The sequence below is a fragment of the Bacillus sp. FSL E2-8887 genome (genome assembly GCF_038007205.1).
Lineage (GTDB): Bacteria > Bacillota > Bacilli > Bacillales > Bacillaceae_G > Bacillus_A > Bacillus_A mycoides.
This window is the reverse complement of sequence record NZ_JBBOWS010000001.1, coordinates 2,725,611-2,739,412: the sequence shown is the minus strand read 5'-3', so window position 1 is coordinate 2,739,412 and position 13,802 is coordinate 2,725,611. Positions and strand designations below refer to the sequence as shown.

14 protein-coding genes are annotated in these 13,802 nt (G+C 35.8%); 11 read left to right on the top strand and 3 right to left on the bottom strand.

Annotated elements, in window-relative coordinates; all coding sequences use genetic code 11:
* The first annotated feature begins 5 nt into the window (after positions 1–5).
* From pxpB to pcp, 6 genes are read left to right on the top strand one after another with little or no spacing between them, the layout of a single operon-like run.
* Positions 6–719, top strand: coding sequence for a 5-oxoprolinase subunit PxpB (gene pxpB / locus NSQ08_RS13835; RefSeq protein ID WP_340775895.1), 714 nt, complete (start codon positions 6–8; stop codon positions 717–719).
* The gene (locus NSQ08_RS13830; protein ID WP_340775892.1) at positions 710–1,699 is read left to right on the top strand and encodes a 5-oxoprolinase subunit C family protein; all 990 of its coding nucleotides are present in this window, start codon (positions 710–712) and stop codon (positions 1,697–1,699) included. The genes pxpB and NSQ08_RS13830 overlap by 10 nt, the downstream gene beginning before the upstream one ends.
* An 18-nt stretch (positions 1,700–1,717) precedes the next feature.
* Positions 1,718–2,491: a 5-oxoprolinase subunit PxpA gene (gene pxpA, locus NSQ08_RS13825; RefSeq protein ID WP_002033004.1), complete on the top strand. Its 774-nt coding sequence runs from the start codon at positions 1,718–1,720 to the stop codon at positions 2,489–2,491.
* Between the two features lie 34 nt (positions 2,492–2,525).
* On the top strand, positions 2,526–3,221 hold the full coding sequence (locus tag NSQ08_RS13820) for a DUF969 domain-containing protein (RefSeq protein WP_002142352.1): 696 nt from the start codon (positions 2,526–2,528) through the stop codon (positions 3,219–3,221).
* 1 nt (position 3,222) lies between these two features.
* On the top strand, positions 3,223–4,185 hold the full coding sequence (locus NSQ08_RS13815; RefSeq protein WP_033709246.1) for a DUF979 domain-containing protein: 963 nt from the start codon (positions 3,223–3,225) through the stop codon (positions 4,183–4,185).
* A gap of 16 nt (positions 4,186–4,201) precedes the next feature.
* Positions 4,202–4,849 carry a pyroglutamyl-peptidase I gene (gene pcp, locus NSQ08_RS13810; protein ID WP_340775882.1) on the top strand — a complete coding sequence of 216 codons (648 nt, stop codon included), beginning with the start codon at positions 4,202–4,204 and terminating at the stop codon, positions 4,847–4,849.
* Positions 4,850–5,342: 493 nt separating this feature from the next.
* On the opposite strand, the gene NSQ08_RS13805 is transcribed toward pcp, so the two are convergent.
* On the bottom strand, positions 5,343–6,830 hold the full coding sequence (locus tag NSQ08_RS13805; RefSeq protein ID WP_078175776.1) for a peptide MFS transporter: 1,488 nt from the start codon (positions 6,828–6,830) through the stop codon (positions 5,343–5,345).
* Between the two features lie 288 nt (positions 6,831–7,118).
* Here NSQ08_RS13805 and NSQ08_RS13800 point away from each other — a divergent pair, with 288 nt between their 5' ends.
* The 3 genes from NSQ08_RS13800 to lepB all read left to right on the top strand — a co-directional run bounded on the left by NSQ08_RS13800 (position 7,119) and on the right by lepB (position 10,858).
* Positions 7,119–7,844, top strand: a complete 726-nt coding sequence (locus NSQ08_RS13800; protein ID WP_340775877.1) for an NAD-dependent protein deacylase — start codon at positions 7,119–7,121, stop codon at positions 7,842–7,844.
* A 225-nt stretch (positions 7,845–8,069) separates the two neighbouring features.
* Positions 8,070–10,226: a peptidoglycan D,D-transpeptidase FtsI family protein gene (locus NSQ08_RS13795; protein WP_340775874.1), complete on the top strand. Its 2,157-nt coding sequence runs from the start codon at positions 8,070–8,072 to the stop codon at positions 10,224–10,226.
* 110 nt (positions 10,227–10,336) lie between these two features.
* On the top strand, positions 10,337–10,858 hold the full coding sequence (gene lepB / locus NSQ08_RS13790) for a signal peptidase I (protein ID WP_340775871.1): 522 nt from the start codon (positions 10,337–10,339) through the stop codon (positions 10,856–10,858).
* 33 nt (positions 10,859–10,891) lie between these two features.
* Here the strand turns inward: lepB and NSQ08_RS13785 are convergent, their stop codons facing one another.
* Positions 10,892–11,515, bottom strand: a complete 624-nt coding sequence (locus NSQ08_RS13785; protein WP_078178857.1) for a cephalosporin hydroxylase family protein — start codon at positions 11,513–11,515, stop codon at positions 10,892–10,894.
* Positions 11,516–11,697: 182 nt separating this feature from the next.
* On the opposite strand from NSQ08_RS13785, the gene NSQ08_RS13780 reads away from it, so the two are divergent.
* A complete protein-coding gene (locus NSQ08_RS13780; protein WP_340780157.1) occupies positions 11,698–12,222 on the top strand; it encodes an NUDIX hydrolase in 525 nt (174 codons plus the stop codon).
* Between the two features lie 82 nt (positions 12,223–12,304).
* Here NSQ08_RS13780 and NSQ08_RS13775 read toward each other — a convergent pair whose 3' ends face one another.
* A complete protein-coding gene (locus tag NSQ08_RS13775; RefSeq protein ID WP_340775868.1) occupies positions 12,305–13,069 on the bottom strand; it encodes a class I SAM-dependent methyltransferase in 765 nt (254 codons plus the stop codon).
* Positions 13,070–13,266: 197 nt separating this feature from the next.
* Here NSQ08_RS13775 and NSQ08_RS13770 point away from each other — a divergent pair, with 197 nt between their 5' ends.
* On the top strand, positions 13,267–13,758 hold the full coding sequence (locus NSQ08_RS13770) for a DUF2716 domain-containing protein (protein WP_061688493.1): 492 nt from the start codon (positions 13,267–13,269) through the stop codon (positions 13,756–13,758).
* The last annotated feature ends 44 nt before the right edge of the window (positions 13,759–13,802 follow it).

The window sequence follows — 13,802 nt, the reverse complement described above, 5'->3', positions numbered from 1 at the left end:
GTGGGATGAAATTTTCTGCGTTAGGAGATCAAGCAATTATTGTTACATTTGGTGAAGAAATTGGAATGGATATATACGAAAAAGTACACCGACTATTTCAAGCACTGCAGCAACATCCGTTTGCAGGAATGGTTGAATGCGTTCCGTCGTTTACTTCATTAGCGGTTTATTACAATTTGTACGAAGTATGGAAGGAAAATGATAGAAATATAAGACCATATGATTACGTTTGCCAGTATATACGGGAGCTGTGTGATTCTTATAAAGAAGAAGTGAACCGAGATGTGAAACATATTTCTATACCAGTGTGTTACGGGGGAGAATATGGACCTGATTTAGAAGAGGTTGCACATTATCAAAGATTACAAGTAGAGGATGTTATTCGAATACATAGTGAAACAACATATTTCGTGTATATGTTAGGCTTTACGCCTGGCTTCCCTTATTTAGGGGGATTATCAAAAGAACTAGAAACACCTAGAAAAGAAACACCACGGTTACAAATCGCTCCTGGTTCAGTAGGTATTGGCGGAAATCAAACAGGTATTTATCCGCTAGAAACACCAGGAGGCTGGAATATTATCGGCCGAACACCTATTTCTCTATTTAATCCAAAAGAAGAAACACCAACATATATTCAAAGTGGTATGTATTTACGATTTATACCAATAACAAAGGAAGAGTACGTATCGCTTGAGGGGGCTAAAGAATGGATGTAGAGGTTTTGCATGCAGGAATGTTTACAACAGTCCAAGATTTAGGGCGATTTCATTATCAACAATACGGTGTACCTGTTGGCGGTGCTATGGATAAAAGTGCGCTCAGGATGATTAATATGTTAGTAGGTAATGAGGAGAATGAGGCTGGACTCGAAATTACAATAATGGGACCTAAATTGTTAATAAAGAAAACGACTTTGCTTGCGATTGGCGGTGCGGATATGGAACCGTTATTAAATGGAGAACGCATTCCATTATGGCGCCCTATATTAGCTGAAGAAGGAAGCATGCTTTGCCTCGGAAAAGCGAAAAGCGGTTGCAGAGCATATGTGACTTTTGCGGGCGGTATAAATATTGATCATACGATGGGAAGTAAAAGTACTTACATACGTGCTGCTCTTGGCGGTATTGAAGGGAGAATGCTGAAAAAAGGAGATTATTTTCAAATTGGTACAGGGGCAGAAGTTGCAAGCCGTTTCATTCAAAATTTACAAGAAGAAAAGCGTATAAAAACGAAGTGGGCAATTTGTAACAATGCTTTACCAAAATATAAGAAGCATCCTATTCTTCGCGTCATAACAGACTTTGAATATGATCAATTTACAGAAGAAAGTATAAAGTCGTTTTTTTCGAAAGAGTATAAAGTGTCCAATTATGCTGATCGCATGGGATATAGGCTTGACGGAGATGTTTTAAATAGAGTTGAAGAGATAGAAATTTTATCGAGCCCAGTTACATTCGGAACAATTCAAGTACCAAATGGTGGACGGCCTATTATATTAATGGCGGATAGACAAACGACAGGTGGTTATCCGAGAATTGGAAATGTAATTTCAGTAGATTTACCTCTTCTAGCGCAGCTGAAACCAGGAGACTATGTAACTTTTGAAAAAATAACTATGGAAGAAGCTGCACAATTGTATATAGAACAGGAAACAAGTATGAGTCTATTAAAGAAATTCATCGCTTTACGAAGCTGAGATTAGGAGGAAAACATCGTGACTACGATCGATTTAAACTGTGATTTAGGAGAAAGTTTTGGAGCTTATAAAATGGGGAATGATGATGAAATTCTTCCGTTCGTTTCCTCTATAAACGTTGCTTGTGGTTTTCATGCTGGTGATCCGTCCGTTATGAGGCAAACGGTTGAAAAAGCCCTGCAGCAAAATGTAGCAATAGGGGCACACCCTGGATTTCCTGATTTAATTGGATTTGGAAGAAGGAACATGCATGTTTCAGCAAGTGAAGTATACGATTATGTTTTATATCAAATTGGCGCATTAGAAGGATTTGTTAAAGCTGCTGGAGGGAAAATGCAACATGTAAAACCGCACGGTGCCTTATATAATATGGCGGCAACTGATTCGGAAATTGCGGATGCAATTGCAAAGGCAATTTATCATATTAACCCTGGATTATTACTTTACGGATTAGCAAATAGTGAGGCATTTATAAGGGCAACAGAAAAATATAATATAACTCTCGTACAAGAAGCTTTTGCCGATCGTACGTATAAGCAGGATGGAACTTTAACGAGCCGTACAGAAGAAAATGCTCTTATAAAAAATGAAGATGAAGCAATAAAACAAGTACTTCAAATGGTGAAAGAAGGGTATGTAGAATCGGTTAATGGGGGGAAAGTAGCAGTTCAAGCGCAAACGATATGTTTACACGGGGACGGAGAGAAAGCAGTCCAATTTGCGGAAAAAATATACAGAACATTCGAACTTAACGGTATTTCTATATGCGCACCAAATAAAGTGAAACTTTAATTAGCGGGATTAAAAATGAGAGGAAGTGTTAAAATTGGTGAAATTAATTGGGATTTTACTTGTTGCGGTTGGGTTTTTATTTAGGCTAAATACACTGTTAGTAGTTATGGTTGCGGGTATTGTTACTGGTATGGTTTCAGGCTTAAGTTTTTATGATGTAATTAGCATGTTCGGTAAATTTTTCATAGAAAACAGATATATGTCTATGCCAATCATATTAACTTTACCGGTAATCGGAATTTTAGAGCGTTATGGTTTAAAAGAAAGAGCAGAAGCACTTATAACGAAATCAAAAGGAGCAACAACTGGAAGAGTATTAATGTCATATTTTACGATAAGAGAATCATCAGCAGCACTTGGACTAAATATTGGTGGTCATGCGCAAACGGTAAGACCGCTTGTTGCGCCGATGGCAGAAGGGGCTGCGCAAGGTAAATACGGTAAACTCCCTGAAAAATTGAGAGAAAAGATTAAAGCAAATGCAGCAGCTGCGGAAAATACAGCTTGGTTTTTCGGAGAAGATATTTTCATCGCAACTGGAGCCATTTTATTAATGAAAGGATTCTTCGATTCAGTAGGTATGCATGTCGGTGTATGGGATATGGCGCTTTGGGGAATTCCAACTGCGATATCTGCCCTTATTGTGAGCTGGATCAGGTTTAGAAGGTTTGATAAGTATATAGAGAAAACAATGAAAGCAGAAGAAAAACAAGAGAAGGAGGCTATATAAGATGAACATCATAACAATGGATACAATTTATTATGTATTAGGTATAATCGTTGCATTTATCGCTGTTCGTATTGCATTTGATCGTGAGCATCCAAACCGATTCGGTTCTAGTTTATTTTGGGCATTGTTTGCAGTTACATTTTTATTCGGAAATGTAATCCCTTCGTTTTATGTTGGCTGTATTGTGCTTGTTATGGTTGTTTTGGCTTCATTAAATAAAGTAACAAAATCCGAGGAGAAAGAAGTACCAGTACAAGAACGTGTGAAACATGCTGAGAAATTAAAAAATAAAATTTTTATGCCTGCAATATTAATACCTATTTTTACAATTATCGGAACGTTAACGTTAGGAAAAATCAAATGGGGAAATGTTGCACTTGTTGATCCTGATAAAGTAACATTAGTTGCATTAGCGTTAGGGGCATTACTCGCATTCATTGCGGCGATGCGTATTACAAAAGCGAAAATAACAACGCCTGTTCAAGAAGGAAGTAGGTTACTACAGGCTGTCGGTTGGGCAGTTATTTTACCACAAATGTTAGCAGCACTTGGCGGTATTTTCGCGAAGTCTGGCGTAGGACAAGTCGTTTCGGATCTAGTCGGACAAGTGTTACCGACAGAGTATCCATTCGTTGCTGTTATGGCCTATTGTTTAGGAATGATGCTATTTACAGTCGTAATGGGGAATGCATTCGCAGCGTTTGCAGTAATCACTGGTGGAATCGGCTTACCTTTAATTGTGCAAATGCACGGAGGAAACCCAGCAATTATGGCAGCACTAGGTATGTTTGCTGGATATTGCGGAACGCTGCTTACTCCAATGGCAGCAAACTTTAATATCGTACCTGCGATGCTTTTAGAATTGAAAGATAAAAATGCAGTCATTAAAGCACAAGTACCAATTGCTCTTTCCATTTTTATTATAAATATGTTTATTATGTACGGCCTTGTATATCGTTTCTAATTAGGAGAGTGAAACTATGAAAACAGTATTAGTAACAGGATTTGATCCGTTCGGGGGAGAAAGTATCAATCCAGCTTGGGAAGTCGCAAAAAGTTTGCATGAAAAAACAATCGGAGAGTACAAGATTATTAGTAAACAAGTTCCAACCGTATTTCATAAATCAATAAGAGTATTAAAAGCGTATATAGAAGAGTTGTCGCCTGAAATAATTATATGTATTGGACAAGCTGGGGGCAGACCAGATATTACGATAGAGCGTGTAGCAATTAATATTGATGATGCAAGAATTGCTGATAATGAAGGAAATCAGCCGGTGGATATGCCGGTTGTAGAAGAAGGACCTAATGCGTATTGGTCTACACTTCCGATGAAAGCAATCGTGAAAAAACTTCGCGAAGAAGGTATACCGTCATCAGTTTCACAAACTGCAGGTACATTCGTTTGTAATCATTTATTCTATGGTCTCATGCACGAACTAGAAAAACATGATAAGAAAATAAAAGGCGGATTTGTTCATATTCCGTTCTTACCAGAGCAAGCGAGCAATTATCCAGGTCAACCGAGTATGTCACTTTCTACGATTAGTAAAGGTATAGAATTGGCAATTGAGGTAGCGACGGAAGTTGAGGTGGATATTGTGGAAATTGGGGGTACGACGCATTAAATAATAGTAGATTAAAGAGGGCTGATGCAGCCCTCTTTGTGTGTTTGTATTTTGTAATTGAAGATGCAGTATAGAATATAAAGGGAAAGGTTGCAATGGGAGTATTCTAACAAATATGGAATTGTTCCAAATAAAAGGGAACTTTTTAAATAGTTTCTTAATGATGTAGAATTTTCGTCTATATGAATGGATAAAAAGTTAAGTGCTGATAAACTCAAAGACATACAAAGTAATGATTTTAAAATGGTGTGATAAAAATATCACACCATTTTTATGTAAAACAAACAGAGTGAATTTTTTTCCATTAGTAAAGTATAACTGGGTAAGAGATAATCATCAGAATTGTTAATTGTACTATGATTTTTCAAAACTGATAAATTTAAATATAAGTACGGTAAGAATGCGATATTTATCTAACTTTTACAAAAAAGAGTAACCCGTTTGGCTACTCTTCACATAGAAACTTGTATTTGTTCATTTCAATAAGAGACCGTTATTGAAGTCCCTTCATGAAATTTTGGATTTTTGATGATAATGTAAACAGCAGGATGCTAACTAAAATGGAGATAGCACCAATAACACCAAAGTAAATTGCTTCTGTTGCAGGATTATACAGTTTAACAACTTGGGCATTTATTGCTTGCGCAGACGCAGTTGATAAGAACCATAAGCTCATGGTCTGCGAAGAGAAAGCAGCTGGAGCCAGCTTCGTCGTTATTGATAACCCTGAAGGAGATAAACAAACTTCTCCAATTACAATTAAAAAGAAGCTAAGGACTAACCACATAGGATTCACTAAAGAGTGAGTACCGTTGATTAAAGCCGGAATAATCATAACTAAGAATGATAAACCTGCAAATAGCAATCCAATAGCGAATTTTTTTGCCGTTGAAGGCTGCTTCTTGCCTAACTTTATCCAAACCCATGCAAAAATTGGGGCAAGCGTTACGATAAAGATTGGACTTAATGATTGGAACCAAGCGGAATGCAATGTAATTCCATTGAACTGTAATTGAGTTCGTTGATCCGCGTATGTCGCTAAGATAATAGCACCTTGTTCTTGTATAGACCAAAATATTGTAGCTGCAATAAAGAGTGGTATATACGCAAGAAGACGAGATTGCTCTACTTTTGTTGTTTTAGGACTACGATACATATAAATGAAATAATAGGTTGGAATAACAATCCCTAAGATACTAATCAGGAATGTAAAACGATTTATAGTTAACAACCCAGTTGGAATTGTAACCACACCTAGCAATGTTAATACAACTAGACCAACACTGAAATACTTAATAGTCTTTTTTCTTTCCGAATCTGATAATGGATTAGGTACTTGCGTACCGACTAGACCAAGGTTTTTCTGTTTTGTTCCAACAAATACCCCTAACCCAATTGCCATACCAATTGCCGCAACTCCAAAACCAAGGTGGAAATTATATTGCTGACCTAATGTTCCGACAACTAAAGGTGCAAGTAAGGCACCTAAGTTAATACCCATGTAGAATATACTGAACCCTGAGTCACGACGCGCATCTGTTTCACTGTATAAACTTCCTACGATGTTCGATATGTTAGGCTTTAACAACCCTGTTCCTAGAACTAAGAAGACCATAGAGATAAATAACGCACTTTTACTACCCGGTAAAGCTAAAATAAGATGGCCAATCATAATTAAAACGCCACCAAAGAATACGGTTTTACTTGGACCAAATAAACGATCCGATATCCATCCACCGATAATACTAGACATGAACAGTAAGGAACCGTAAATTGCCATTATCGAGGTTGCGGTAGATTGTTCAATTCCTAATCCACCTTTTGCGACTGAATAGTACATATAATACAGTAAAATAGCTCTCATTCCGTAATGAGAAAACCTTTCCCAAAACTCAGTGAAGAATAAAGAGAATAATCCTTTTGGATGCCCAAAAAATCCTGTTTGAGGAATACTTTGAACAAGTTCGTTTTTTTCTTTCATAATGTTAATATTACCCCTTGTTAATTTTTTATATTATACAAGTATAACTTAAGAGGCTCCCAGTAGTCCATAACTATCTAAGCCCATCGATGAAGAAAAGCAGCCTTCTGGCTGCTTTCTAAATGATAACTTTATTTTAAATTGAACAGTAGTTATCTTTGAAACTTTAATTACACCCAAAAAAGTTGGGGGTTAATTCATGCAATGAAGTAAGTAAAATGAATTGTACAACAACTATTGTAAACAACTGGTATAATAAGTATAGGAATATACATAGAGGTGATTTTTGTGCAATATGAGGAAGTACGTTCGATATTAGAAAAAGCAAAGAAAATTACAGTGTTAACAGGGGCTGGTGCAAGTACGGAAAGTGGAATCCCTGATTTTCGTTCAGCAAATGGATTATATGCTGATGCGAATGTAGAGATGTATTTGTCGAGAGGCTATTATAATAGAAATCCGAAAGAGTTTTGGAAGCATTATAAAGAAATCTTTCAAATTAATACGTTTCATCAATATAAACCAAATCGTGGGCATCGCTTTTTAGCGGAGCTAGAAGAACAAGGGAAAGACATAGCGATTTTAACGCAAAATATTGATGGTTTGCATCAAGTAGGTGGTAGTAAACATGTAATTGATTTACATGGAACACTTCAAACTGCGCATTGTCCGAAGTGTAAAACAGGATATGATTTACAATATATGATTAATCATGAAGTACCGCGTTGCGGGAAGTGTAATTTCATTCTAAACCCAGATGTTGTTTTATACGGAGATACACTGCCACAATATCAAAATGCGATAAAACGTTTATATGAAACAGATGTACTTCTCGTAATGGGAACGTCATTAAAAGTGCAACCTGTCGCTTCATTCCCAGAAATCGCAAAGAGAGAAATAGGCGCAACAACAATTTTAGTAAATGAAGAGTTAACAGGGCAAGAATACAATTTTGATTTTGTTTTTCAAAATAAGATTGGTGAATTTGCCAAAGGGTTATCTTCGATTAAATAAGTTTTTGTTTTCGTAAAGAAACTGAGGTGAATGATGTCCACCTCAGTTTTTTTGTATGAATTATATTCATGTTATTGCGTATAAGGGGAATGGTAATAAATAGGATGAGAAAATCAAAAACTGAAAATTAAATCTTTTATTTCTTTTGTAATTAATATAAAATTCTATATATAGCATATAAATAAATTTAATACATAATGGTTCATGCGTAGAAATGTTAATAGAATGAAGCGAGGGAGCAAAATGAGACAGAAAAAGGAGAAACAGAAACAGTCGAAAAAGAAAAAGACTCATATTCCATTTCGGTTAAATGTACTATTTTTTATCGTTTTTCTTTTATTTTCAGCTATTATTATTCAATTAGGTAAAGTACAAATCATCGACGGAGAAACGTATCGAAATGAAGTGAATAAAAAGGAAGATGTAACGGTGAGTACTCCAGTTCCGAGAGGGAAGATGTTTGACCGGGAAGGGAAAGTTATTGTAAATAATAAACCGTTACGAACTGTTACATATACGAAGATGAAAGGAGTGGACTCAAAAGAGGTTTTAATAGTGGCAAGAAATTTAGCAAAGCTAATTGAAATGCCGCAAGAAGATATGGACAAGTTAACAGAGACAGATAAAAAAGACTTTTGGATGCAGTTAAATGAAAAACGTGCAGCAACAAAAGTAACGAAAGAAGATGAGAGTAAATTTAGGAAACAGGAAATAGAAGGGAAAGACTTAGACAAGAAAGTAGAAGAGTTGAGACGAGAAAGAATTACACAAGAAGAATTAAACGAGCTTTCGAAAGAGGATATAGAAGTACTAGCAATTAAAAGCAAAATGAATGCGGGATATAAAATGACGCCACAAATCGTCAAAAAAGATGTAAGTCAAAATGAATATGCAGTAGTGAGTGAAGGATTATCGAGCTTGCCAGGCGTAGATACGACTGTGGATTGGGAGCGCGAATATCCAAATGACAAAATACTACGTTCTGTACTTGGTAGTGTTTCTACTGAGAATGAGGGATTACCAAGGGAGCAATTAGACTATTATTTAGTGCGAGATTATAACCGAAATGATCGTATTGGTAAGAGTTACATCGAAAAACAATACGAAGATGTGTTACATGGAACGAAAGAACAGTCTAAAAATATTACGGATAAAGCTGGAAATATTATTCGGACTGAAAAAGTGACAAAAGGAAAAAGTGGAAATAATTTAATGTTAACAGTTGATATGGATTTACAGAAAAAGGTGGAGGAAAGTCTTGAAAGGAATTTAAGGGCATTTCATTCTTCTGAACCGATGATGGATCGTGCATTCGTCGTTATGATGAATCCGAAAAATGGTCAAATTCTATCATTAGCAGGAAAGAAAATTGTAAATAAAGATGGCGGGATGCAAATAGAAGACTACGCTTTAGGAACGATGATAAGTTCTTACGAGTTAGGATCAACGGTGAAAGGAGCTACGGTATTAGCGGGATATCAAACAGAAGCGATTAAGCCATATACGCATTTCTTTGATGCACCAATGTACTTTAAAGGAAGTTCGAAGCCGAAGAAATCGTGGAAAGACTTTGGAGATATTGATGATTTAAGAGCATTGCAAGTTTCATCCAATGTCTACATGTTTAATACGGCGTTAAAGATTGCGGGGATTGATTATGTACCAAACAATCCGTTAGATATTAGGCAAGAAACATTCAATAAAATGCGCTATTACTTTAGACAATTTGGTTTAGGTGTACCAACTGGTATTGACCTTCCAAATGAATCGATTGGTCAAATGGGTAGAACAGATAATATACCTGGTTTTTTACTTGACTATGCCATTGGACAATATGATACATATACGCCGCTTCAGCTTGCGCAATATATGTCAACGATTGCAAATGGTGGTTACCGAATGAAACCACAAATTGTACAAGAAATTAGAGAGCAACCGAATAGACTAGAGGAAGTCGGGAAAGTTATGCAATCGATGGAACCAGTCGTGTTAAATCGAGTGGATATGGATCTTTCATATATAAATCATGTGAAAGAAGGGTTTAGAAGAGTTTTCCAAGAGGTAGATGGGACCGGTGCTGGAACTTTTAAAGGATTACCTTATAAACCGGCTGGGAAAACAGGGACAGCAGAAACAGTGTACGGTGGAGAAAGTGATATTGGAAGAGATGAAAACAACTATCGAAAAAAATGTTATAATTTAACTCTCGCCGGGTATGCGCCATATGATGCTGATCCGGAAGTTGCTTTTTCTGTTGTTGTGCCATGGGTAAATAATGATAAATCAGGTATTAATTCTGCAATTGGTAAAGAGGTTTTGGATGCATATTTTGATTTAAAAACGCAGAGATCGGGTGTAAGTCCAGTCCCAGTAACACAATAGCCGAGTAAGGCACAGTAAAAAATTCAAATTGTAGTATATCACTGCGCAAATGAACAGGTGCAGTGATATATTTTTGAGTTAAAAAGTGTTTTGATAAGGTGGGAATGGATATGAAAGAGGAGAATAAGAGAGGTTGGGGAAAGTACATACTATTTATATTTGTCCTAGTAGTAACGTACCAGTCTTTCACTTTATGTAAAGTGGAAGGAAAATCAATGCAGCCAACTTTACATGAAGAAGACTACGTATTTGTAAATAAAGCTGCGGTACATTTTTCTAGCTTACAGCACGGAGAAATCGTCATTATTAAGGAAGAGGATGAGTCGAAATATTATGTGAAACGTGTAATAGGGCTTCCTGGTGACGTAATTAACATAACGAATGGAACTGTATACGTAAATGACAAAAAGCAAGATGAACCTTATATAAATAAAGATTTCTATAACAATACACAAGTGTTTTATAATTTTCAAAAGACAAAGATTCCACCAAATAAGTTATTTGTAATGGGAGACAATCGTGAACAAAGTAAGGATAGTCGAAATGGTTTAGGATATATTGAAGAAGATAATATAATAGGAAAAGTGGAATTTGTGTACTATCCTTTTTCGAAAATGAAAATCATAAAATAAGTGGGGATTCACAAAACCCCACTTATTAAAGTTTCACTTTATCTTCTTTAAAAAACCTTTTGGATTAAATGATATGAAAAACTTATGTTTAGATTCATCGATTATGAAATTGCTATTTTTAGTTAAAAACTCTTCCACAGCTTCCATTGGGCCAGGGCCCCAATCAGGAAGGAGAGGATTCCCGTTAATACTTGTATCTTCTACAATAATGTAACTGCCAGTGGTTACAATAGATTTATAAAGTAAGAGTTCTTTCGATACATGTTCTTTACTATGATCAGAATCTAAAATAACTAAAATCACATCATCAGGTTTGCGCATACTTAATATTGATTGGACGGCCTGTACAGAAACAGATGAAGCTGTTAAATACGTAATTCGATTATGGGATGGCCGATTTGGTTGCGGAGTTATATCGATAGTAAGTACGTGACCTTTTCCAATTAAATCTAACATAGAAGCTAAAAACAGTGCACTACCACCGTAAAAAGTTCCGCATTCAATAATTAAATCAGGCTTTAATTCGTATAATATTTCTTGATACAAAAAGAGATCAGAAGGAAGTTTGCAGATTGGAACCCCGAACCAGTGTGTACCATGTAACCAAACGTTGCTGTCGTAATATTGTTTTAGAAATTCGCTACTAATGTTATCGATTTTGAATTCTCCTTTCTAAAAAGGATTCTTTCATACGTAAAGAGTTTACGTATGAAAGTTGTACTATATATTATGTGGTAAGGGATTATAAGGCGAGTGTTTTCACGTGAAAATAAGCCAAATAACACATGTGGAAAATGAATTGCTTGCAAAAGAAGATGTAAATGAAAGGAAATGATCGTATGTATAAGTACACAATTTGCTTCATTAGAAAAGGAGATAGAATACTTTTACTAAATAGAAACAAGAAGCCGACAATGGGAATGTGGAATGGTGTCGGAGGGAAAATAGAAGAGTATGAAACGCCATACGAAGGAGTCATTAGAGAAACCTTTGAGGAAACAGGAATAGAGCTTCCAAGTGTAACGTATAAAGGGAATGTTATTTTTAAAGTTAAAGACGAACCTTTGGGTAGTGAGGGAATGTATGTATTCCTAGCTGATTTACCAGATGGAGTACATATTGATACGCCAGTAAGCACTCATGAAGGTATATTAGAATGGAAGTCAATTGATTGGATATTAGATGGTGATAATAGAGGTGTAGTTAGCAATTTGCAAAGATATTTACCAAGAGTATTAAAAGAAGAAAACAATTTAGAGCATACATTCACATATGATAACCAGAATATTATTGATTACACAACTACACTTTTGACAGAAGATGATACGAAAAAACGATATGAAAAACATCTCATTTCTCAATAGGATAAGATGTGTTAAAATAATAAGAAAAAGCCAAGTCCTTTATTGGGACTTGGCTTTTTTGTAGGGAATGCTAATTCAAATTTTACTCTACATAATTTGCTTTAATAATAAAGCGGTGTTGCTTCACATCGAAATATCCTTTTTGCAAGATGATCTCATGTATGCGATATAATTCCTCGTTATAGCTTTCTACTGTAAAATCAGGAATTTGCCACGGAATTGCTTGTAAGTAATAGACAACAGCACCGACATCATAAAAACGCTGAAGAGGGAATTCTTCTTTCGCTTCTAAAATAGTAAATCCATTTTGTTCTAATTCACTACATGCCGTTTCGAGTGACCAACTTGAAAATTCGCTATTCAGCGGTGTGCCAAACTGCTCATTCAGTTCCGTACAATCAAGACCACCGACTTGTTGTGTAAGAAATGTTCCATTGATGGAAAGACTTCTTTTCACTTCAGAAGCAGAATAGGATTCATGTTGATTCACAATTAAATCAAACTGACCATCTTGAAATGGTAAAGCAGTATCATCAGTCACTTCTACGACTGTAACCCCTAAAGGTTCTAATTTCTTTCGTGCAATTGGGACATTCGTAGCATAGCCCTCAGTCGCATAAATAGTTGACGGGAACGGTTGTAACATAGATAAAAACTCTCCGCCACCAGTCCCCATATCTAGCATTGATTTTGCACGTTGCATAAGCTGGAAAGCAGTGCTACCGTATGACCATGATAAAGGCTCACTATTCATACGGCCAGTTTCTGCAATGAAAGAAAAATCCCAGCCGCTAAAGTTAGTCTTTGCACTTTCTAATAGTGCTGAAAATAATGGATCACGTTTCATATTGTTGTCCTCCTATTTCGTTAATAAATGATATAGTAAGAAAAGAAAAAGGGAGGACCTCTTATTAAAGTGGAACGGTTTTATGTTTCGTGTTCGAATAGATTCATATAAATTAGCTCCTTGCGAGAATGGTTATTTATATATTCGGGAGTATCGAGTGAAAATCCTTTGAAATTATAGGGGAAGGCAGTTGTTTAATGAAAAATTGGATGGAGTTTACAGACAAAGAGTACGACCAAATATGGGATAGGGTATATAGTGATTTTGAGTTTTCGCCAAGTGATTCTACATTCCCATCATTTAAGGTGCCAAGTCCCTTTATAACATATGATATTTCTCATTACTTCAGAGAGTCGGTAGATTTAGATGTATATGACGACCTGGAAGAAAAAGCATTACTAGTTTTTAAAGAGAATACGGTATCGAATGAATATATAATGGCACTTGATTGGCAACATGAATGTTACTGGGTAAATCCACATTTAAAGTTTGATAGAAATGAATTTGATGAGTGGACAATCCCGATTTTTCCAAATGGAGATTATTATTTCTTTATTCAGAAGGACTTTAAGTGGGGCTATTTAGGGCATCCGTGGGAGGAGAGTATAACGATATTTGGAAAAGAATTAATAGATGCTTTTGATCAACATAAACCGGAAATATTTCATAAGATTTTAAGGCAGGGTTAATGTTTAAAAAAGAAAAAACGTTTATACTTCCAAATGAAGTATAA